The organism is Roseateles sp. GW821-FHT09B06 (assembly GCF_059418245.1).
Genome location: NZ_JBWKPM010000018.1, coordinates 41683 through 61577, shown reverse-complemented (window position 1 = coordinate 61577; position 19895 = coordinate 41683). Strand labels below are relative to the sequence as shown.

Here is a 19895-nt window from a genome sequence, read left to right as displayed (position 1 = left end):
CGACGGCCGGTATGCGACGGCCGCGGCCGGGCCATCACGTCTGCTCGGACTTGGCGTAGTTGGCCAGACCGGCCACGATCTCGGCCTTGGCGGCCTCCGGGCCTTCCCAGCCCTTGACCTTGACCCACTTGCCGGCTTCCAGGTCCTTGTAATGCTCGAAGAAATGCTGGATGGCCTTCAGGCGCATCTGGTTGATGTCCTCGGGCTTCTGCCAATGGGTGTAGATCGGCAGGATCTTGTCGATGGGCACGGCCAGCAGCTTGGCATCGCCGCCCGCCTCGTCGTCCATCTGCAGCACGCCGATGGCGCGGCAGGTCACCACCACGCCCGGGGTCAGCGCGAAGGGGGTGATCACCAGCACGTCGACCGGATCGCCGTCGTCGGCCAGGGTGCGCGGGATGTAACCGTAGTTGCAGGGATAGTGCATCGCGGTCGTCATGAAGCGGTCGACGAACAGCGCGCCGCTTTCCTTGTCGACCTCGTACTTGATCGGGTCGGCGTTCATCGGGATCTCGATGACGACGTTGAATTGCTCGGGCGCCTTGGCGCCGGGGGTCACGTTGTGCAGGCTCATGATGTTGTCAAACGCCAGGGGAAACCCGAATTCTAGCGGCAGGGCTTGCCGCGACCTGACGGGCCTACCCACTGGTAAACGCTCAATTGCCAAGCGCGGGGCCTCCCTTAGCATGCGCCGACCGACCGGTGTCCGGCGTGCGGTGCTGGCGTTGCGACCCGGGTGTCCATCCAAACGGCAGATACAACAGAGGAGACATGTTCATGTCGACGGAAGTAGCGCTGTATTTCGCGCTGGCCTGCGGGCTCGCCGCGGTCCTGTATGGTTTCATCCAACGCAGCTGGATCCTCAGCCAGGACGCGGGCAACGCCCGCATGCAGGAGATCGCCTCCGCCATCCAGCAGGGAGCCGCCGCCTATCTGGCGCGCCAGTACAAGACCATCGCCGCGGTGGGCATCGTGCTGGCGATCCTGATCGCCGTCTTTCTCGACAAGACCTCCGCGGTCGGCTTCGTGATCGGCGCGGTGCTCTCCGGCGCCTGCGGCTTCATCGGCATGAACGTCTCGGTGCGCGCCAATGTGCGCACCGCCCAGGCCGCCACGCAAGGCATGGCCCCGGCCCTGGCAGTCGCCTTCAAGGGCGGCGCGATCACCGGCATGCTGGTGGTCGGTCTGGGCCTGCTGGGCGTGGGCCTGTTCTTCTGGTTCCTGTCCGGCGGCGAGAAGGTCGACGCGGCCACCTTGAAGCCGCTGCTGGGTTTTGCCTTCGGCTCCTCGCTCATTTCCATCTTCGCGCGCCTGGGCGGCGGCATCTTCACCAAGGGCGCCGACGTCGGCGCCGATCTGGTGGGCAAGGTGGAGGCCGGCATCCCGGAAGATGACCCGCGCAATCCGGCGGTGATCGCCGACAACGTCGGCGACAACGTCGGCGACTGCGCCGGCATGGCGGCCGACCTGTTCGAGACCTATGCCGTCACCCTGATCGCGACGATGGCGCTGGGTGCGCTGATGGTCGGCGGCGCCACCATCAACGCCGTGGTCTACCCCCTGGTGCTGGGCGGCGTGTCCATCATCTTCTCGATCATCGGCTGCAGCTTCGTCAAGGCCAGCCCCGGCATGAAGAACGTGATGCCGGCGCTCTACCGGGGCTTGGCCGTGGCCGGCGTGCTGTCGCTGATCGCCTTCTACTTCGTCACGACGGCGATGTTCCCGCAAGGCCTGACCCTCAACAGCGGCACGGTGGTGTCGGCCGGCGCGCTGTTCGGCGCCTGCGCCGTCGGCCTGGTGCTGACCGCCCTGCTGGTCTGGATCACCGAGTTCTACACCGGCACCCAGTATGCGCCGGTGCAGCACATCGCCCAGGCCTCCACCACCGGCCACGGCACCAACATCATCGCCGGCCTCGGCGTCTCGATGCGCTCGACCGCCTGGCCGGTGCTGTTCGTCTGCGCCGCCATCCTCGGCGCCTATCAGCTGGCCGGGCTCTACGGCATCGCGGTGGCCGCCACCGCGATGCTGTCGATGGCCGGCATCGTCGTCGCGCTGGACGCCTACGGCCCGATCACCGACAACGCCGGCGGCATCGCCGAGATGTCCGAACTGCCCGACAGCGTGCGCGCCATCACCGACCCGCTGGACGCGGTGGGCAACACCACCAAGGCCGTGACCAAGGGCTATGCGATCGGCTCGGCCGGCCTGGCCGCCCTGGTGCTGTTCGCCGACTACACGCATTCGCTGGAAGCGCGCGGCATGTCGATCAGCTTCGACCTCAGCGACCCCAAGGTGATCGTCGGTCTCTTCATCGGCGGCCTGATCCCCTATCTGTTCGGCGCGATGGCGATGGAGGCCGTCGGCCGCGCGGCCGGCTCGGTCGTCGTCGAGGTGCGGCGCCAGTTCAAGGAGATCAAGGGCATCATGGAAGGCACGGCCAAGCCCGAGTACGGCCGTGCGGTCGACATGCTGACCACGGCCGCGATCAAGGAGATGGTCGTGCCCTCGCTGCTGCCGGTGGTCGTGCCCATCGTGGTGGGCCTGCTGCTGGGCCCCGCAGCCCTGGGCGGCCTGCTGATGGGCACCATCGTCACCGGCCTGTTCGTCGCGATCTCGATGTGCACCGGCGGCGGCGCCTGGGACAACGCCAAGAAATACATCGAGGACGGCAACCACGGCGGCAAGGGCAGCGAGGCGCACAAGGCCGCGGTCACCGGCGACACCGTCGGCGATCCCTACAAGGACACGGCCGGCCCGGCGGTCAACCCGCTGATCAAGATCATCAACATCGTGGCCCTGCTGATCGTGCCCCTGCTGCCGATGACGGCGGTCAGCCACAAGACCGCCGAGCCGGTGGCCGCGGCGGTCACAGCTCCGGCCAGCGCGGCCGCCGCCAGCGCCGCCGCATCGCAGCCCTGAGGTTTTCCCGCATAGCCCGGTATGAGCCCGCAATCGCGGGCTCATTTCGCTTTGGGCCGTCACACAGTGCGGCCACAATGCGTAAAACATCACGGAGAGGACGCAAGGGCATGATGAGCACGCTGGCCATCGACAGGCACGAACTGGCGCGCAGGCAGGCCCGGCTGGCCGAGTTGCGGCGCCATCTGTCCGACCAGGAACAGGCCTTCCGCGGCGTGCACGCCCAGGTCGAGGGCTTCATCGGCCGCTACACCGCGCAGCTCGGCTCGCTCTATCTGGAGCTGGACGCCTTGGAGTCGCAGCTGCACACCGCGCTCAGCTATCTGTTCGAGGCCCTGCAGCGCCACGGCGTGGCGGCGCGCCGCCCCGCGCCGCCCAAGGCCAGCGCCCTGCCTCCGCTGCTGGCCCAACTGCCCGCCGGAGCCCCGCTGCCGGTGCAGCCCGAGGGCGGGCTGCAAGACCTGGCACCGCCCGGCATCAAGCAGCTCTACCGCCGCGCCGCGATGCGCCTGCATCCCGACCTGGCCCGCTCTACCGCCGAGCGCCAGCGCCGCGAGCAGGACATGATGGCCGTCAACCGAGCCTACGAGGCGCAGGATCGCGCGCGCCTGGAGGCCCTGCTGCTGGCCGCCGGCGAAGCGCCCCAGCGCGTCACCGGCAACAACAGCCTGGCCATGCTGGAATGGCTGCAGCGCAGCGAGCAGGCCGTGCAGGGCCGGCTGCGCGTCGTGCAGGCCCATCATGCCGCCCTGCTGGCGCACCCGATGCACCAGCTCTGCCAGGCCATCGCCCGTGCCGAGGCCAAGGGCCTGGATCCGCTGGGCGTGATGGCCCAGCGCCTGCGCACCCAGATCACCGAGCGCCGCCAGGAACTCTATATCGGCCAGCGCCTGCAGCCCGAATCCGACCTGGCGCAGAAACTCCTGCAACGCCGCGCGCAACGCATGGACGCCGCGGCGGCCTGAGCCCGCCCCCGGGCGCATGCCGCCCCTCGCGCCGGCCTCCGGGCCTGCCGCGATCGCACCCATCCCGCATGGCGCCATCCACGGCGCATCCGCAGCGCCGCGCACAGGCAGCGCCGCGCAAGCTGCGCATCGCGCAGCCCGAGGAGACGCGCCCTATCCCATTGGAGGGATTTCCACCCCGTCTCGGGCCGGCAGACTGCGAACCATGGCTGCACGCGATGCAGTCGACTCCTCCCGGCTCGGCCTTGAGCCCATCCGGCCCCTCGAATCCTGAAAGGACCCTGATCATGCCGATCACCGCCACCCCCACGCCCGGCGCGAAGCTGCTGACCCCGACCGACCATGCCCTGATCCTGATCGACTTCCAGTCGCAGATGTCCTTCGCCACCAAGTCGATCGACGCGGTGGAGCTGCGCAACAATGCCGCGCTGATCTCCAATGCCGCCGCCGGCTTCAAGGTGCCCACCATCCTGACCACGGTGGCCGAGAAGAGTTTCTCGGGCCCGATGTTCGAGGAGATCACCAATGCCTTCCCGGGCCAGAAGCTGCTGGACCGCACCTCGATGAACACATGGGAAGATGCGGCGGTGATCAAGGAGGTCAATGCCATCGGCAAGACCCGCCTGGTGTTCGCCGGCCTGTGGACCTCGGTGTGCATTGTCGGCCCGACGCTCTCCGCGCTGGACCAGGGCTTCGAGGTCTATGTGATCACCGACGCCTGCGGCGACGTGTCGACCGAGGCGCATGAGCGGGCCGTCGAGCGCATGATCCAGGCCGGCGTGCGGCCGATGACCTCGCTGCAGTACATGCTGGAGCTGCAGCGCGACTGGGCCCGCACCGGGACCTACGAGCTGACCACCGGCATCGCCAAGAAGTACGGCGGCGCCTATGGTCTGGGCATCATCTACGCCAAGAGCATGTTCGGGGCCCACGAGGGCTGACCACCCCCTACCGGCTGCGCCGGCCCCCTCAAGGGGGCGGGTCCCAAGGACCGGCAAAGCCGGATCCTGGGACTCCGCGTGATCGGTCGGCCTTCGGCCTCTGTTGAGGATGCGCTACATGAAACCTTATCTCGTCTCGCTGGCCGTGGGCCTGCTGGTCGGAGTGATCTACGCCTTGTTCAATGTGCGCTCGCCGGCGCCGCCGGTGATCGCGCTGGTCGGTTTGCTGGGCATCCTGGTCGGCGAACAATTGCCGCCGCTGGCCAAGAAGCTGTTCGGCAACGACTCGTCCCAGGTTTCCTGGCTGCAGCATCAGGTCAAGCCCCATATGTTCGGCGAGCTGCCCAAATGCGCCGACAAGGCCGCACAGGAGATCAAGCATGGTTGACGATGGATTTGCGGACCTGATCCTGCATCGCGGCCTGTTCACGACGCTGAACCGGGCCCAACCGACAGCACAGGCCGCGGCCATCAAGGACGGCCGTTTCCTGCGCGTCGGCGACGACGCCGAGGTGATGGCGCTGGCCGGTCCGGGCACCAAGCGGATCGACCTGCGCGGCCGCCGCGTGCTGCCAGGCCTGATCGACAACCACATCCACATCATCCGCGGTGGCCTGAACTTCAATATGGAGTTGCGCTGGGACGGCGTGAAGAGCCTGGCCGACGCGATGGCCATGCTCAAGCGCCAGGTCGAGGTGACACCGGCCCCGCAATGGGTGCGCGTGGTCGGCGGCTTCACCGAGCACCAGTTTCATGAAAAGCGCCTGCCGACGCTGGAGGAGCTGAACGCGGTGGCGCCCGACACCCCCGTCTTCATCCTGCACCTCTACGACCGGGCCCTGCTCAACGCCGCCGCGCTGCGCGCCGTGGGCTACGACAGGAACACCCCCGAACCGCCCGGCGGCCAGATCCTGCGCGACGCGGCCGGCAACCCCACGGGCCTGCTGCTGGCCAAGCCCAATGCGGCCATCCTCTATGCGACCCTGGCCAAGGGCCCGAAACTGCCGCTGGAATACCAGGTCAACTCGACGCGCCTGTTCATGCGCGAACTGAACCGCCTGGGCGTCACCGGCGCCATCGACGCCGGCGGCGGCTTCCAGAACTACCCCGAGGACTATGCGGTGATCGAGCAGTTGGCGAAGGAGAAGCAGCTGACCATCCGCCTGGCCTACAACCTGTTCACGCAAAAGCCCAAGCAGGAGAAGGACGACTTCCTGCGCTGGACCGCCGGCTCGAAGTACAAGCAGGGCGACGACTATTTCCGCCACAACGGCGCCGGCGAGATGCTGGTGTTCTCGGCCGCCGACTTCGAGGACTTCCGCCAGCCGCGCCCCGAGATGGGCGCGGAAATGGAGGGCGATCTCGAAGAGGTGGTGCGCATACTGGCGGCCAACCGCTGGCCCTGGCGCATGCACGCCACCTACGACGAGACCATCGGCCGCGCGCTCGATGTGTTCGAGAAGGTCAACCAGGACATCCCTCTCGAAGGCATGAACTGGTTCTTCGACCATGCCGAGACCATCTCGGAGCGCTCGATGGACCGCATCGCGGCCCTGGGCGGCGGCGTCGCGGTGCAGCACCGCATGGCCTACCAGGGCGAATACTTCGTCGAGCGCTATGGGCCCGGCGCGGCCGAGGCCACGCCGCCGGTCGCGAAGATGCTGGAGAAGGGCCTGAAGGTCTCGGCCGGCACCGATGCCACCCGCGTCGCCAGCTACAACCCCTGGGTCTCGCTGTCCTGGCTGATCACCGGCAAGACCGTCGGCGGCCTGCAGCTCTATCCGCAGCGCAGCTGCCTGGAGCGCGAGACCGCCTTGCGCATGTGGACCGAGAACGTCACCTGGTTCAGCAACGAGGTCGGCCAGAAGGGCCGCATCGAGGAAGGCATGCTGGCCGACCTGATGGTGCCGGACCGCGACTTTTATACCTGCGCCGAGAGCGAGATCATCGACACGACGGCGCTGCTGACCCTGGTCGGCGGCAAGGTGGTGTTCGCGGCCGGCGACTTCGCCGCACATGACGAGGCGCCGCCGCCGCTGCCGATGCCGGACTGGTCGCCGGTACGGCGCTTCGGCGGCTATGGCGCCTGGGGTGCCCAGGAGGGCCGGCCCTTGCAGGCGGCGCTGCAGCAGGCCTGCGCCTGCGCAAGCGCCTGCAATGTGCATGGCCATGCGCATGCCAAATCCTGGGCCGGCGACGCGCCGGTGTCCGACTTCAAGAGCTTCTGGGGTGCGCTGGGCTGCGCCTGCTGGGCGGTGTGATGGACAAGGCGCTGCACCGCTCCCCCGTCGTGCGCTGGATCGCCCTGCTGCTGCTGTGCGCGGCCTATCTGCAGGGCGGCCTGGTCAAGCTCTTCGACTTCCCCGGCGCGGTCGCCGAGATGAACCACTTCGGCCTGCAGCCGGCGCCGCTGATGGCAGCGCTGGTGATCGCGCTGGAACTGGGCGCCTCGGCCCTGATCCTCGCCGGGCGCTTGCGCTGGCTGGGCGCCCTGGCCCTGGCGCTCTTCACCGCAGCCGCCACCTTCATGGCCAACCGCTACTGGGAAGCCTCCGGCCATGAGCGCTTCATGCTGATGAACGCCTTCTTCGAGCATTGGGGCCTGGTCGGCGGCTTCCTGCTGGTGGCCTGGATGGACTGGCGCGAACAGGTGCCCGCAAGATGAGCAGCGACAGCCTGGGGCCGCTGCGCCAGAAGACCTTTGCCGTGCTGTGGCTGGCCACCATCGCCGGCAATATCGGCAGCTTCATGCGCGATGTGGCGAGTGCCTGGGTGGTGACCGATCTGTCGCCCAGCCCGGCCGCCGTGGCCATGATCCAGGCGGCCGCCACCCTGCCGGTCTTCCTGCTGGCCATCCCCGCCGGCGTGCTGTCCGACATCCTGGACCGGCGCCGCTTCCTGATTGGCGTGCAGCTGCTGCTCGCCGGGGTCAGCGCGGCGCTGATGCTGCTGTCGCAGCTGGGAACGCTGAACCTGCCCTGGCTGCTGCTGCTGACCCTGCTGGGCGGGGTCGGTGCCGCGCTGATGGGCCCGACCTGGCAGTCGATCGTGCCCGAGCTGGTGCGCCGCGATGACCTGCGCAGCGCGGTGGCCCTGAACTCGCTGGGCATCAATGTCGCGCGCGCCCTGGGCCCCGCGGCCGGCGGCCTGCTGCTGGGGCTGGCCGGCGCCGCCGTCACCTATGGCGTCGACCTGCTCAGCTATGGCTTCGTGATCGCCGCGCTGCTGTGGTGGCGACGCCCCGCGCCCGGCCCCGACCCGCTGGCCGAGCAGTTCGCCAGCGCGCTGCGCGCCGGCCTGCGCTACACCCGCGCCAGCCGGGAGCTGCACCGCGTGCTGCTGCGCGCCGCGCTGTTCTTCCTCTTCGCCAGCGCGGTCTGGGCCCTGCTGCCCCTGGTGGCGCGCAACCTGCTGCAGGGCAGCGCCAGCCTCTACGGCCTGCTGCTCGGCGCGGTGGGGCTGGGCGCGATCGCCGGCGCCCTGCTGCTGCCGCGGCTGCGCCGGCATCTCGACAGCGACGGCCTGGTGCTGGCCGCGGCCCTGGCCGCCGCTGCCGTGCTGGCCGGCCTGGCCCTGGCCCCGCCGCAGGGCGTCGCGCTGGCCCTGATGCTGCTGCTGGGCCTGGCCTGGATCGTTGCGCTGACGACCCTGAACGGCGTCGCGCAGGCGATCCTGCCGAACTGGGTGCGCGGCCGCGGGCTGGCGGTCTACCTGACCGTGTTCAACGGCGCGATGACCCTGGGCAGCCTCGCCTGGGGTGGGGTCGCCCAGTTGCTGGGCGTGAGCAGCGCCCTGCTGATCGCCGCCGCGGGCCTGGCGCTCAGCGCCCTGCTCGCGCGCGCCCTGGCCCTGCCGCTGGGCGAGGCCGATCTGCAGCCCTTCGTGCATTGGCCCGAGCCCGCGCCGCTCGCGCCGGACGACGAGGCGCGCGGCCCGGTGATCGTGCAGATCGAGTACCGGGTGGCGGTGCAGGACCGGCCCGAGTTCGTGCGCGCCCTGAACGAGCTGGCGGTGGCGCGGCGCCGCGACGGTGCCTCGGCATGGGGGGTGGCCGAGGATGTCGAGCAGCCGGAGCTGCTGGTCGAATGGTTTGTCGTCGAATCCTGGGCCGAGCATATGCGCCAGCACCGGCGCGGCTCGCACGGCGATGCCGATCTGCAGCAGTCGCTGCTGCGCTGGCATGCCGGCGACAGCCCACCCGCGGTGCGCCATCTGCTGGCGCTGAAACGCTGAGCCTGCGGAGCTCAGCCGCCCGCGGCCACCAGGCCGCGCTCGACGGCGATGTTCGCCGCCTCGGTACGGGTCTCCGCGCAGAGCTTGCCCATCAGGGCCTTCATATGCGCCTTGACCGTGCCCTGGGACACCCCCAGCGCCAGGGCGATCGCCTTGTTGCTCTTGCCGCGCGTCACCAGGCACAGCACCTCGCGTTCGCGTGCGGTCAGCATCGAGCGGGCCATGCTGTCGGCGATGCGCTGCGCCGCGCCGACGCTGAGGTAGCGTCCGCCGCGTGCCAGCTGGCGCACCCCGCTGACGAGCTCCTCGACCTCGCAGCCCAGCTCCAGATAGCCGTCGACACCGGCCTCCAGCGCCGTGCGCACCTGGTGTTCGCGATCCTGCCCCGTCACCACCAGCACCCGCAGGTCCGGCAGGCCGCGGGAACGCGTCTGGCGCAGCGGCTGGCTCGCCAGACGCAGGCCCATGGCGTAGTCGGCCACCACGATCTGCGGCGCGGGGTTCGTCCGGTCGCCCAGCGTGGCGCGGCCCACCACATCCATGTCCAACTGCTGGCTCAGCACGGTATTGAGCCCGATGGCGACCAGGGGATCCGCATATTCGACAGCGACCCGGATGCGCTGCGGTGTGACGTTCAGCATGCTTCTTCCTTCGCGGGGCGGATCCGGAGCATCGCTCGCACAGCCCCCGAAATGCTGCGCCGACGCCTATTGGCCAAGGCCTCGATGCTAGGCAGCATGGCCCCTTGGAGACCAGCCCCGGACCAGCGAAGAGGCACTCACCCTTCCGGGTGAGCCCATGCCGGATAAAGTCGGTCAAGCTTGCCGCAGCAAGACCCCATCAAGGCCCGGTCCAGATCCCAAGTGGCCATGCCCTCCTCCTGTCCAGCACCCTGCCCATCTTGCCCACCTCTGAGCCCGCTCCCCGGCCCGGCCGCCCGATGCGGCCGCGCACAGCGCCGGCCGTCATGCGGATGACGTGGCTGGTCTGCGCCCTGCTGCTGGCGCCGCTGATGGCGCTGGCCGCGCCGCTGACACAGTTCACCCACACGGCCTGGACCGTCGAGGCCGGCGCACCCGCCGACATCTGGACCCTGGAGCAGGCGCCGGCCGGCTATCTCTGGCTGGGCACCGGCCAGGGCCTGTACCGCTTCGACGGCGTGCGCTTCGATCGCTACCCGCTGCGCGAGGGCCAGCGGCTCAAGTCCACCAACATCAATGCCCTGCTCGCCCTGCCCAACGGCGATATCTGGCTCGGGCTCTATGCGGGCGGCACGGTGCGCCTGCGCGACGGCATCGTCAGCAGCCACGGGGAACGCGAGGGCATGCCCAGCGGCCGGGTGCTGCGCTTCGCCGGCACGCCCGACGGTGCGCTGTGGGCCGCGGCAACCCGGGGCCTGGCGCGCTATGACGGCCGGCGCTGGCAGCGCGTCGGCGCGGACTGGGAATATCCCGACGGCGGGGCCCACTATGTCTTCGTCGACCGGCGCGGCATCCTATGGGTGGCCGGCGATCGCCGCCTGCACTACCTGCTGCCGGGCATGCGCCGGTTCCAGAGCGTCGAGTCGATCTCCCGCCACGCGGTGCTGGCCGAGGATCGGGCCGGCCGCATCTGGATCTCGGACGATCTGGGCGGCACCCGGCCGCTGCCGGACTATCCGCGCGGCGCCATCCCCCCCGCCACGCCGGCCGCGCCGCGCGCCGGACCGCCCTTCGCGCGCGCCAAGCAGCTGCTGTTCAGCAGCGACGGCAGCCTCTGGCTGACGGCATCCGGCGAGGGCGTACACCGGCTGCGCACGCCCGCCGCGGTCGCGGACGGGCGCAGCCTGGAGCCCGGCGACGACCTGGAGACCTTCTCCCGCAGCGACGGCCTGCCGTCGGACGTGGCGGTGCCGCTGATCCAGGGCGACGAGGGCGAGATCTGGGTTGGCACCAACCACGGCCTGGCCGGATTCCGCCCGCTGCGCCTGCAAGGCATTCCGGAGATGACGGGGGCGCAGCGCCACGGCTTCGTGCTGGCCGAACAGGAGCAGGGCGTGCTCGCCGCGCACAGCGCGCTGGCCCTGCACCTGGATCCGCCCGCGCCGCCCAGCCACCAGGCCGGCCCGAACCAGCTGCAATTCGCGGTGCGCGCTCCCGACGGGGCGCTGTGGCAGGTCGATGCCGACGGGATCTGGCGCGAGCATCAGGGCCGGCGTCGACCCGTTCGCATCGAGGCGACCACCCTGCGGTCCGGCGTGGTGGCGCTGGCGCCCGATCGCGCCGGCGGTGCCTGGATGTCGGTCAATGGCCTCGGCGTCCTCTACGCGACGACCGAGGGCGTGCGCCGCGACAACCGGTTCGAGCCCGGCGGTTCGACGCCCACCGCCATCGCGGTAGGCCCGGATGACGCCGCCTGGTTCGGCTATGACGACCGGGTGGTGCGCCTGTCCGGCGCGCAGCTGCAGCAGTACACGGTGGCCCATGGCCTGCTGACCGGCCGCGCCACCGCCATCTACAGCGGCCGCGGCGGCGTCTATGTGGCCGGCGAAGCGGGCTTCGCGCGCTTTGACGGCCAGCGTTTCACCACCATCTCCGCCGAGCGCGACGACAGCTTCGCCCATGTGACCGGGATCGCCGAATCCGAAACCGGCGATCTGTGGCTCAATGGCGGGCGCGGCGTCGTGCAACTGCTGGCGGCCGACATTGCGAACACCTTCTCCGGCATGCCGGCCCGCCTGAACTACCGCCTGCTCAACTGGCGCGACGGCCTGCCCGGCATCGCGCTGCAGGCCAATCCCAGCCCCACGATCGTGCGGGACCGCCGCGGACGGCTGTGGTTTCTGAGCAATCGCGGCATCGCCTGGCTGGACCCCCGCCATGTGCCCCGCAACGAGCGGCCGCCCGTGGTCGAGATCCAGCATCTGCGGGTCGGCGAGCGCCTGTACCTGCCCGGCCCCGAGTTGGCGCTGGACGCGGGCACCCGGAACATCAGCATCCGCTACACCGCCTTGACCCTGGCCGCCGCCGAGCGGGCGCGGTTTCGCTACCGGCTGGAGGGCATCGACAGCGACTGGCAGGACGCCGACACCCGGCGCGAAGCCAGCTATGCCAACCTGGGCGCCGGCGACTATCGCTTCCTCGTGACCGCCGCCAACGGCGACGGCGTCTGGAACCCCCGCAGCGCCGAGCTGCGCTTCTCGATCGAGCCCACCCTGGTGCAGCGCCGCTCCTTCCTGGCGGCCTGCGCGCTCGCCATCCTGGGTCTGGCCTGGTGCGCCTACCTGCTGCGCGCGCGCGCCATCGCCGCGCGCGTGCGGCTGCGCCTGGAAACCCGCCACGGCGAACGCGAGCGCATCGCCCGCGAGCTGCACGACACCCTGCTGCAAAGCACCCAGGGGCTGATCGTCAATGTGCAGGGCCTGGCATCGCACCTGCCCGCGTATGAGCCGGTGCGGCAGCGGATCGAAGCGGTGCTGGACCGGGCCGACGAGGTGGTGATGGAAGCGCGCGAGCGGGTGCTGGACCTGCGCGCCACCGAGGTGTGCGGGGCCTATCTGGCGGAGCGCCTGGCCAAGGCAGGCCGCGAGCTGGCCGAGCAGCACGACATCGTGTTCCGCCTGGTCACCAGCGGCGCGCCGCGGCCGCTGCAGCGCGCCGCCAGCGACGAGCTGCACTGCCTCGTGCGCGAGGCCCTGATCAATGCCTTCCGCCATGCGCAGCCGCGCCAGGTCGAGGTGGAGATCGCCTTCGGCGGCGCCGAACTGGTGCTGCGGGTGCGCGACGACGGCATCGGGATCGCGCCCGAACTGCTGGAGGGGGGCTCTCGCCCGGGCCATTGGGGGCTGACCGGCATGCGCGAACGCGCGCGCCTGCTCGGTGGCGGCCTGCAGCTGAGCAGCCGGCCGCATGGTGGCACCGAGGTCGAATGCCGGGTGCCGGCCGCCAGCGCCTACCGCGAGCCGCCGGCCGGCGTATCGTCACGGTCACGACCGCGAGGGGCCTGGTGGCCCTCACTACTGATGAGGTGGCGCCGATGGGAATCCTGATGAGCACGGTGGTCAACCAGTCGCCGATTCGCGTGCTGGCGGTGGACGACCATCCGCTGATGCGCCAGGGCATTGCCTCGCTGCTGTCGGCGCAGCCCGACATCGAGCTGGTGGCCGAGGCCGCCGACGGGCACGAAGCCATCGCCTGCTTCAAGTCGCAGCGCCCCGATGTCACGCTGATGGACCTGCAGATGCCCGGACTGGACGGCACCGCAGCCATCCGGCGCATCATCGCGCTGCAGCCGAGCGCACGCATCCTGGTGCTGACCACCTACAAGGGCGATGCCCAGGCACGCCGCGCCTTCGAGGCGGGCGCCTGCGGCTATCTGCTGAAGAACGCGATCCGGCGCGAGCTGATCGAGGCGATCCGCCTGGTGCATGCGGGACGCCGCCATGTGCCGATGGAGGTGGCGGCCGAGCTGGGCCAGTACGCGCTGGCCGAATCGCTGTCGGGACGCGAGATGGATGTGCTGCGCCAGCTCTGCCGGGGCGGCTCCAACAAGCAGATCGGTCTGGCCCTCGGGCTCAGCGAGGACACGGTCAAGACCCATATGAAGGGCATCCTGTCCAAGCTCGGTGCGCTTGATCGCACCCAGGCCGTGGTGGTGGCCCTGCGGCGCGGCCTGGTCGACATCTGGGATTGATCCGGGACGGAGGCCGCGGCCCAAGACTGCGGCCGCAGCCGGGCTGCCCGGCCGGCTGCGTGGGGCGCATGAAACCAGGCCCGAAAAGGCAAAGCGGAAATGGAGAAACGGGCTAGCCCCTGGTAAGGCTAACCCGTTGAATTTTCTCGCTATCTTTGGTCGGGGCGGCGGGATTCGAACTCGCGACCCCTTGCACCCCATGCAAGTGCGCTACCAGGCTGCGCTACGCCCCGACTGAGCCTCAAATTATAGGACAATTTCCAACTAGATTGCAAGCAATGTCTCGCGAATCGCCTGCAATTCCTGCCGCACCTGATCGAGTGAGAGTTTCTCGCGGCCGCCCAGGGTCGGCGGTGTGAGCTCGACGCGGCCTGCATCGAAATCTATGCCGGCCTCAAGCGCCTCTGCGCGGAAGGCCTGCAGCGCGTCCACGCGCAGACCGCCGGCCTCGGCCAGCTGGTTGCGTGCGCCCGAGATCGTGAAGCCCTGGTCGTACAGCAGGTCGCGGATGCGGCGGATCAGCAGCACCTCGTGGTGCTGGTAGTAGCGCCGGTTGCCGCGCCGCTTCATGGGCTTGAGCTGGGTGAACTCCTGCTCCCAGTAGCGCAGCACATAGGGCTTCACGCCGCACAGATCGCTCACCTCACCGATGGTGAAGTAGCGTTTGGCGGGAATCGCGGGAAGCGCTTTGTCCATTGAAATCAAGGGCTTCAGGTGGGGAGGTCAGACTCTACTCGAAGTCTTCCTCGGAAGCTGTATCGCCTTGCACCTGGCCCTTGAGTTTGTGGCTGGCATGGAAGGTGACGACATTGCGCGCGGCGATCGGGATCGCCTCGCCGGTGCGCGGATTGCGGCCCGGGCGTGGCGCCTTGCGGCGGATGTTGAAGTTGCCGAAGCCCGACAGCTTCACGTCCTGGCCCTGCACCAGTTGGCCATGGATGATGTCGAAGAAGGCTTCGACCATGTCCTTGGACTCGCGCTTGTTCAGGCCCAGCTTGTCGAACAGCAGCTCGGCCAGTTCGGCCTTGGTCAGCGTGGGCGTCTCGAGGCTGCCCAGCAGCACGCGAGCCTGCACGCCTTGTTCTTCCGTCATAAGCCTTACCTACCCTCCTCGATTTTTCAGCCGCGCAGCCGCGCGCCGAGCTTGTCGCCCAGCGTCGCAAGCACCTTGCTCACCACCTGCTCGATGCGCTCATCGGTCAGGGTGGCCTCCTCATCCAGCAGTTCCAGGCGCACGGCCAGGCTGCGCTCGCTTGTCCGAAGCTCAGGCGTAGGCTGGGCGGGCTTGAAGACGTCGAACAGCTTGGCCGAACGCACCAGGCCCTCGTTGGCATCGGCGATGGACTGCATCAGCGCATCGTGCGTGACGCTCTCGCCGACGATCACCGCGATGTCGCGCTGCACCGCCTGCTGGCGCGGCACACCCTGCCCCTGCGGCAGGCCGCGGGCCAGCACGGCATCCAGCGCCAGCTCGAACAGCACCGGGGCCCCGGGAGCGGCCGGGAGTTCGTAGCCCTGGCGCCATTTCGGATGCAGCTCGCCGAGCACGCCGATCTCGGCGCCGTCCAGCAGCACCTTGGCCGAGCGGCCCGGGTGCAGGGCCGGATGCTCGGCCGCGGCGAACGTCAGCTGGCGCGGCGCGAACAGCGCCTCCAGATCGCCCTTCACATCGTAGAAGTCCACCGCGCGGTCGCGCTGGCCCCATTGCTGCTGCTCGGCCGGGCCCCAGGCCAGACCGGCCAGGCGCATCGGCTGCTTGACGCCGGCGATCGTGCTGTCGCTCTCCACCACCGAGGCGTCGCGCAGGAATACGCGGCCGATCTCGAACACGCGCACGCGCGGGGCCTTGCGCGCCAGGTTGTGGCGCAGCACCTGGATCAGGCTGCCGATCAGGCTCGTGCGCATCACGGCCAGCGGCGCGGCGATCGGGTTCAAGAGTTGGATCGGGTTGGCGTTGCCGGCCAGCTCCTGCTCCCAGCGCGCCTCGACGAAACTGAAATTGATGGTCTCGTAGTAGCCGCAGGCGGCCATCGCGTGGCGCAGCGCATGCACGGCGCGGCGCGATTCGCTCGCCGCCTTGCCCACCACCGGCGCCAGCGGCGGCGTGGCCGGCAGCTTGGGATAGCCGATCACGCGGATCACTTCCTCGATCAGATCTTCCTCGATCTGGAGGTCGAAACGGAAGCTGGGCGGGGTGACGGTCAGCGTGCCATCGCCTTCAACGAATTCCAGACCCAGGCGCTTGAACACCTCGGCGCATTGCACCTGCGTGAGCGGCATGCCGATCACCTTGGCGGCGCGCGCGACGCGCAGGCTGACCGGCTTGCGCTCCGGCAGCTGCGTCGTCTGGTCGTCCATCGGACCGGCCTCGCCGCCGCAGATCTCCTGGATCAGCCGGGTGATGCGCTCGATGTGCTCGACCGTCAGCGCCGGATCGACGCCGCGTTCGAAGCGGTGGCCGGCATCGGTCGAGAAGTTGTAGCGGCGCGAGCGGCCCATCACGGCCTTGGGCCACCAGAACGCGGCCTCGACATAAATGTTCCTGGTGTCGTCGGACACGGCCGTGGCGTCGCCGCCCATGATGCCGGCCAGCGACTCGACCTGCTGGCGGTCGGCGATCACGCCGACCTGCGCGTCCACCTCGATGGTGTTGCCGTTCAGCAGCTTGAGCTGCTCGCCCCGTCCTTCCACAACCCGGCCCCAGCGCACGACCAGCTCGTCGTGGATCTTGTCCAGGTCGAAGATATGGCTGGGACGGCCCAGCTCGAACATCACGTAGTTGGAGATGTCCACCAGCGGCGAGACCGAGCGCTGGCCGCAGCGCGCCAGGCGCTCGACCATCCAGGCGGGGGTCTGCGCCTTGGTGTTTACACCGCGCACGATGCGGCCCGAGAAGCGGCCGCACAGATCGGGGGCCTCCACGCGCACCGGCAGCTTGTCCTGGTGCTGGACCGCGACGGGCGCAAAGCTGGGCGCCTGCAGCGGCGCGCCGGTCAGCGCCGCGACCTCGCGGGCGATGCCATAGACGCTCAGCGCATGCGCCAGATTGGGCGTCAGCTTGAGCGTGAACAGCATGTCGTCCAGGTTCAGGTGGGCGCGGATGTCCTGGCCGATCGGCGCGTCGGGGCTAAGTTCCAGCAGGCCGCCATGCTCGTCGCTGAGCTTGAGCTCGCGGGCCGAGCAAAGCATGCCGAAGCTCTCGACGCCGCGCAGCTTGCCCTTGCCGATCTTGAAGGGCTTGCCGTCCTCACCGGGCGGCAGTTCGGCGCCGACGGTGGCCAGCGGCACCTTGATACCGGCACGCGCATTCGGCGCGCCGCAGACGATCTGCAGCGGCTCCCCATTGTTGAAATGAGCGCCGGCATTGACCGTGCAAACGCGCAGCTTGTCGGCGTTCGGGTGCTGCTCGGCGGTCAGGATCTCGGCCACGACGATGCCGCTGAAGGGTGGCGCCGCGGGACGCAGCTCTTCGACCTCCAGGCCGCTCATCGTCAGCAGCTCGGCCAGCTCTTGGGTGTTCAGCGCGGGGTTGCAGAAGCTCCGCAGCCAGGACTCGGGGAATTGCATGTTCTGTTCTCTTCAGGCGTTCGGGTGGCGGGTCTTCGATTACTTGAACTGGCTCAGGAAGCGCAGATCGCCGTCGAAGAACAGGCGCAGGTCGTTGACGCCGTAGCGCAGCATGGCCAGGCGGTCGATGCCCGAGCCGAAGGCGAAGCCGATGTACTTCTCGGGGTCCAGGCCCATATTGCGGATCACCTGCGGGTGCACCTGGCCCGAGCCGGACACCTCCAGCCATCTGCCTTTGAGCGGACCGGTGCCGAACATCATGTCGATCTCGGCACTGGGCTCGGTGAAGGGGAAGTAGCTGGGGCGGAAGCGGATCTCCATGTCGGTCGTCTCGAAGAACTGCTGCATGAAGTTCACATAGACGGACTTGAGGTCCTTGAACGAGATGTTCTCGCCCACCCACAGACCCTCGACCTGGTGGAACATCGGCGAATGGGTCGCGTCGCTGTCGACGCGGTAGGTGCGGCCCGGCGCGATCACGCGGATCTCCGGCATGGTCTGGCCGGCGTCGATCAGCGCGCGGTGCTTCTTGACATGCTGCACCGCGTAGCGGATCTGCATCGGGCTGGTGTGCGTGCGCAAGACATGACCCCCTTCGATGTAGAAGGTGTCGTGCATCGAACGGGCCGGATGGTCCTCGGGCGTGTTCAGCGCCGTGAAGTTGAACCAGTCGTTCTCGATCTCGGGGCCATCGGCCACGTCGAAGCCCATCGAGCCGAAGATGGCCTCGATGCGCTCCATCGCGCGCGTGATCGGGTGCAGGCCGCCGGTGCCGCGGCTGCGGCCGGGCAAGGTGACGTCCAGCGCCTCGGCCTTCAGCTGCAGCGCCAGCTCGGCGTCGGCCAGGGCCTGGCGGCGTGCGTTCAGCGCGGCCTCGATGCCGGTCTTCAGCTGGTTGATCTGCGCGCCGCGGGTCTTCTTTTCCTCGACCGACAGCGCGGCCAGGCCCTTCATCAGCTCGGTCACCTGGCCGCTCTTGCCGATAAATCGGGCCTTGGCGTTCTCCAGGTCGGCGGGCGTGGCGGCGGCGGCGAAATCACCGACGGCGGCTTGCAGCAATTGATCGAGGTCGTTCATCGCGGGGCGAAGATCAGAAGAGGAATTCGGTGCGTAGAAATGAAAAAGGCCGAGCACCAGGGTGTCGGCCTTGAAAGGCGCGCCTGGCGCGAGCCAGGCAGCCACAGCCGCTCTTGCGAGCGGCCTTGGCAATTAAGCGAGAGCGGCCTTCACCTTGGCAAAGATGCTGGCAAAACCAGCCGGATCGTTGACGGCGAGATCGGCCAGGACCTTGCGGTCGATGTCGATCTGGGCCTTCTTCAGGCCAGCAACGAACTTGCTGTAGCTCAGACCCAGGCCACGGCTTGCCGCGTTGATACGGGCAATCCACAGCTGGCGGAACACGCGCTTCTTGGCACGGCGGTCACGGTAGGCGTACTGGCCCGCCTTCATCACCGCCTGCTTGGCGATGCGGAAGACGTTCTTACGACGACCACGGAAGCCCTTGGCCAGAGCCAGGACCTTCTTGTGACGAGCACGTGCGGTTACACCACGTTTGACGCGAGGCATGTTGTATCTCCTTCAGTTCGCGGATTACAGACCAGCAAAGGGCAGCATCGCAGCGATGTGACCCATGTTGGTTTCATGCACGTTCGTGGCGCCGCGCAGCTGGCGCTTGTTCTTCGTGGTCTTCTTGGTCAGGATGTGGCGCTTGAACGCCTGACCGCGCTTGACGGTACCACCCGGACGAACGCGAAAACGCTTCTTCGCGCTGCTCTTGGTCTTCATTTTGGGCATGTGATGCTCCTTCTAAATGCGTCCCTGGGGCGGCGTTGATTCCTCACCGCGCTTGCTTGGCCTCAGGAGACTAATAAACCCGCCGACGACCAGATCGACGGGCCTGAACTTTCACGAACGCTCCCAATTTGGGCCGTCCGCCGGGCCGCCCCAAGGACGGCCCCTCTGCAATCGGAAACGGGCCAAGGCCCGCTTTCGATTGCGCCCCCTCGGGGGCGGGCCCGCGTATTCCGCGGGCCGGGGGCTTCATGGCGTCAACGCTTCTTCGGCGCCAGCACCATGATCATCTGCCGGCCTTCCAGCTTGGGCATGTTCTCGACCACCGCCACATCGGCCAGCTCGTCGCGAATCCGCTCCAGCAGGCGCATGCCGATGTCCTGGTGCGTGATCTCGCGGCCGCGGTAGCGCAAGGTGACCTTGCCCTTGTCGCCGTCCTCGGCGATGAAGCGGCGCAGATTGCGCATCTTGATCTGGTAGTCGCCCTCGTCGGTGCCGGGGCGGAACTTCACTTCCTTGATCTCGATGACCTTCTGCTTGGCTTTCGCCTCGGCTGCGCGCTTCTGCTCGATGTACTTGAACTTGCCGTAATCCATCAACCGGCACACGGGCGGGTTGGCGGTTGCGGAAATCTCGACCAGATCGACATCCATGTCGCCCGCCATGCGCAGGGCTTCCTGGATGCTCACGACGCCGATAGGCTCGTTCTCCGGCCCGTTCAGGCGCACTTCGGGAGCAGTGATTTCACGGTTCAGCCGATGCTTGCGCTCGGGAATCGCACGACGGTCAGCAAAAGTAGCGATGG

The 19895-nt window shown here is 68.7% G+C and carries 18 protein-coding genes and 1 tRNA gene; 9 read left to right on the top strand and 10 right to left on the bottom strand.

The window, feature by feature from the left end; translation table 11 throughout:
* Positions 1-34 precede the first annotated feature (34 nt).
* Complete coding sequence (ppa, locus tag AC07OQ_RS16060; protein ID WP_495054132.1) at positions 35-574, bottom strand: inorganic diphosphatase; 540 nt, start codon at positions 572-574, stop codon at positions 35-37.
* 203 nt (positions 575-777) lie between these two features.
* Here ppa and AC07OQ_RS16055 point away from each other — a divergent pair, with 203 nt between their 5' ends.
* The 7 genes from AC07OQ_RS16055 (at position 778) to AC07OQ_RS16025 (ending at position 9061) form a co-directional block, all read left to right on the top strand.
* A complete protein-coding gene (locus AC07OQ_RS16055; RefSeq protein WP_495054131.1) occupies positions 778-2922 on the top strand; it encodes a sodium-translocating pyrophosphatase in 2145 nt (714 codons plus the stop codon).
* Between the two features lie 110 nt (positions 2923-3032).
* Positions 3033-3887: a J domain-containing protein gene (locus AC07OQ_RS16050; protein WP_495054130.1), complete on the top strand. Its 855-nt coding sequence runs from the start codon at positions 3033-3035 to the stop codon at positions 3885-3887.
* A 287-nt stretch (positions 3888-4174) separates the two neighbouring features.
* A complete protein-coding gene (locus AC07OQ_RS16045; RefSeq protein WP_495054129.1) occupies positions 4175-4828 on the top strand; it encodes a hydrolase in 654 nt (217 codons plus the stop codon).
* A 118-nt stretch (positions 4829-4946) separates the two neighbouring features.
* Positions 4947-5216 (top strand): XapX domain-containing protein, encoded by a 270-nt coding sequence (locus tag AC07OQ_RS16040; RefSeq protein ID WP_495054128.1) that lies wholly within the window; start codon positions 4947-4949, stop codon positions 5214-5216.
* Positions 5209-7089, top strand: coding sequence for an amidohydrolase (locus AC07OQ_RS16035; RefSeq protein WP_495054127.1), 1881 nt, complete (start codon positions 5209-5211; stop codon positions 7087-7089). The genes AC07OQ_RS16040 and AC07OQ_RS16035 overlap by 8 nt, the downstream gene beginning before the upstream one ends.
* Entirely contained in the window at positions 7089-7493 is a 405-nt protein-coding gene (locus AC07OQ_RS16030) for a DoxX family protein (protein WP_495054126.1), read from the top strand. Before AC07OQ_RS16035 ends, AC07OQ_RS16030 begins: the two co-directional genes overlap by 1 nt.
* A complete protein-coding gene (locus tag AC07OQ_RS16025) occupies positions 7490-9061 on the top strand; it encodes an MFS transporter (protein ID WP_495054125.1) in 1572 nt (523 codons plus the stop codon). Before AC07OQ_RS16030 ends, AC07OQ_RS16025 begins: the two co-directional genes overlap by 4 nt.
* Positions 9062-9072: 11 nt before the next feature.
* Here AC07OQ_RS16025 and AC07OQ_RS16020 read toward each other — a convergent pair whose 3' ends face one another.
* Entirely contained in the window at positions 9073-9702 is a 630-nt protein-coding gene (locus AC07OQ_RS16020; protein WP_495054124.1) for a LuxR C-terminal-related transcriptional regulator, read from the bottom strand.
* 326 nt (positions 9703-10028) lie between these two features.
* On the opposite strand from AC07OQ_RS16020, the gene AC07OQ_RS16015 reads away from it, so the two are divergent.
* Together AC07OQ_RS16015 and AC07OQ_RS16010 are read left to right on the top strand one after the other, a co-directional pair.
* A complete protein-coding gene (locus AC07OQ_RS16015; protein ID WP_495054123.1) occupies positions 10029-13088 on the top strand; it encodes a sensor histidine kinase in 3060 nt (1019 codons plus the stop codon).
* Complete coding sequence (locus tag AC07OQ_RS16010; RefSeq protein ID WP_495054122.1) at positions 13076-13732, top strand: response regulator transcription factor; 657 nt, start codon at positions 13076-13078, stop codon at positions 13730-13732. The genes AC07OQ_RS16015 and AC07OQ_RS16010 overlap by 13 nt, the downstream gene beginning before the upstream one ends.
* Positions 13733-13888: 156 nt before the next feature.
* Here AC07OQ_RS16010 and AC07OQ_RS16005 read toward each other — a convergent pair.
* From AC07OQ_RS16005 to infC, 8 genes are all read right to left on the bottom strand, one after another.
* Positions 13889-13965, bottom strand: a tRNA-Pro gene (locus tag AC07OQ_RS16005).
* A 31-nt stretch (positions 13966-13996) separates the two neighbouring features.
* The gene (locus AC07OQ_RS16000) at positions 13997-14428 is read right to left on the bottom strand and encodes a MerR family transcriptional regulator (RefSeq protein WP_495054121.1); all 432 of its coding nucleotides are present in this window, start codon (positions 14426-14428) and stop codon (positions 13997-13999) included.
* Positions 14429-14462: 34 nt separating this feature from the next.
* On the bottom strand, positions 14463-14825 hold the full coding sequence (locus AC07OQ_RS15995) for an integration host factor subunit alpha (RefSeq protein ID WP_495054120.1): 363 nt from the start codon (positions 14823-14825) through the stop codon (positions 14463-14465).
* A gap of 26 nt (positions 14826-14851) precedes the next feature.
* Entirely contained in the window at positions 14852-17299 is a 2448-nt protein-coding gene (gene pheT / locus AC07OQ_RS15990) for a phenylalanine--tRNA ligase subunit beta (protein ID WP_495054119.1), read from the bottom strand.
* Positions 17300-17338: 39 nt separating this feature from the next.
* A complete protein-coding gene (locus tag AC07OQ_RS15985) occupies positions 17339-18376 on the bottom strand; it encodes a phenylalanine--tRNA ligase subunit alpha (RefSeq protein ID WP_495054118.1) in 1038 nt (345 codons plus the stop codon).
* A gap of 132 nt (positions 18377-18508) precedes the next feature.
* Positions 18509-18865 (bottom strand): 50S ribosomal protein L20, encoded by a 357-nt coding sequence (gene rplT / locus AC07OQ_RS15980; RefSeq protein ID WP_058934277.1) that lies wholly within the window; start codon positions 18863-18865, stop codon positions 18509-18511.
* Positions 18866-18889: 24 nt separating this feature from the next.
* Entirely contained in the window at positions 18890-19093 is a 204-nt protein-coding gene (gene rpmI, locus AC07OQ_RS15975) for a 50S ribosomal protein L35 (protein ID WP_092946465.1), read from the bottom strand.
* A gap of 254 nt (positions 19094-19347) precedes the next feature.
* Entirely contained in the window at positions 19348-19893 is a 546-nt protein-coding gene (infC, locus tag AC07OQ_RS15970; protein ID WP_195797865.1) for a translation initiation factor IF-3, read from the bottom strand.
* Positions 19894-19895: the final 2 nt, after the last annotated feature.

What these genes read in the sequence shown, in the direction of transcription:
- ppa (WP_495054132.1), bottom strand. Translation starts at nt 574, where the DNA reads ATGAGCCTGCACAACGTGACCCCCGGCGCCAAGGCGCCCGAGCAATTC.
- AC07OQ_RS16055 (WP_495054131.1), top strand. Translation starts at nt 778, where the DNA reads ATGTCGACGGAAGTAGCGCTGTATTTCGCGCTGGCCTGCGGGCTCGCC.
- AC07OQ_RS16050 (WP_495054130.1), top strand. Translation starts at nt 3,033, where the DNA reads ATGATGAGCACGCTGGCCATCGACAGGCACGAACTGGCGCGCAGGCAG.
- AC07OQ_RS16045 (WP_495054129.1), top strand. Translation starts at nt 4,175, where the DNA reads ATGCCGATCACCGCCACCCCCACGCCCGGCGCGAAGCTGCTGACCCCG.
- AC07OQ_RS16040 (WP_495054128.1), top strand. Translation starts at nt 4,947, where the DNA reads ATGAAACCTTATCTCGTCTCGCTGGCCGTGGGCCTGCTGGTCGGAGTG.
- AC07OQ_RS16035 (WP_495054127.1), top strand. Translation starts at nt 5,209, where the DNA reads ATGGTTGACGATGGATTTGCGGACCTGATCCTGCATCGCGGCCTGTTC.
- AC07OQ_RS16030 (WP_495054126.1), top strand. Translation starts at nt 7,089, where the DNA reads ATGGACAAGGCGCTGCACCGCTCCCCCGTCGTGCGCTGGATCGCCCTG.
- AC07OQ_RS16025 (WP_495054125.1), top strand. Translation starts at nt 7,490, where the DNA reads ATGAGCAGCGACAGCCTGGGGCCGCTGCGCCAGAAGACCTTTGCCGTG.
- AC07OQ_RS16020 (WP_495054124.1), bottom strand. Translation starts at nt 9,702, where the DNA reads ATGCTGAACGTCACACCGCAGCGCATCCGGGTCGCTGTCGAATATGCG.
- AC07OQ_RS16015 (WP_495054123.1), top strand. Translation starts at nt 10,029, where the DNA reads ATGCGGATGACGTGGCTGGTCTGCGCCCTGCTGCTGGCGCCGCTGATG.
- AC07OQ_RS16010 (WP_495054122.1), top strand. Translation starts at nt 13,076, where the DNA reads ATGGGAATCCTGATGAGCACGGTGGTCAACCAGTCGCCGATTCGCGTG.
- AC07OQ_RS16000 (WP_495054121.1), bottom strand. Translation starts at nt 14,428, where the DNA reads ATGGACAAAGCGCTTCCCGCGATTCCCGCCAAACGCTACTTCACCATC.
- AC07OQ_RS15995 (WP_495054120.1), bottom strand. Translation starts at nt 14,825, where the DNA reads ATGACGGAAGAACAAGGCGTGCAGGCTCGCGTGCTGCTGGGCAGCCTC.
- pheT (WP_495054119.1), bottom strand. Translation starts at nt 17,299, where the DNA reads ATGCAATTCCCCGAGTCCTGGCTGCGGAGCTTCTGCAACCCCGCGCTG.
- AC07OQ_RS15985 (WP_495054118.1), bottom strand. Translation starts at nt 18,376, where the DNA reads ATGAACGACCTCGATCAATTGCTGCAAGCCGCCGTCGGTGATTTCGCC.
- rplT (WP_058934277.1), bottom strand. Translation starts at nt 18,865, where the DNA reads ATGCCTCGCGTCAAACGTGGTGTAACCGCACGTGCTCGTCACAAGAAG.
- rpmI (WP_092946465.1), bottom strand. Translation starts at nt 19,093, where the DNA reads ATGCCCAAAATGAAGACCAAGAGCAGCGCGAAGAAGCGTTTTCGCGTT.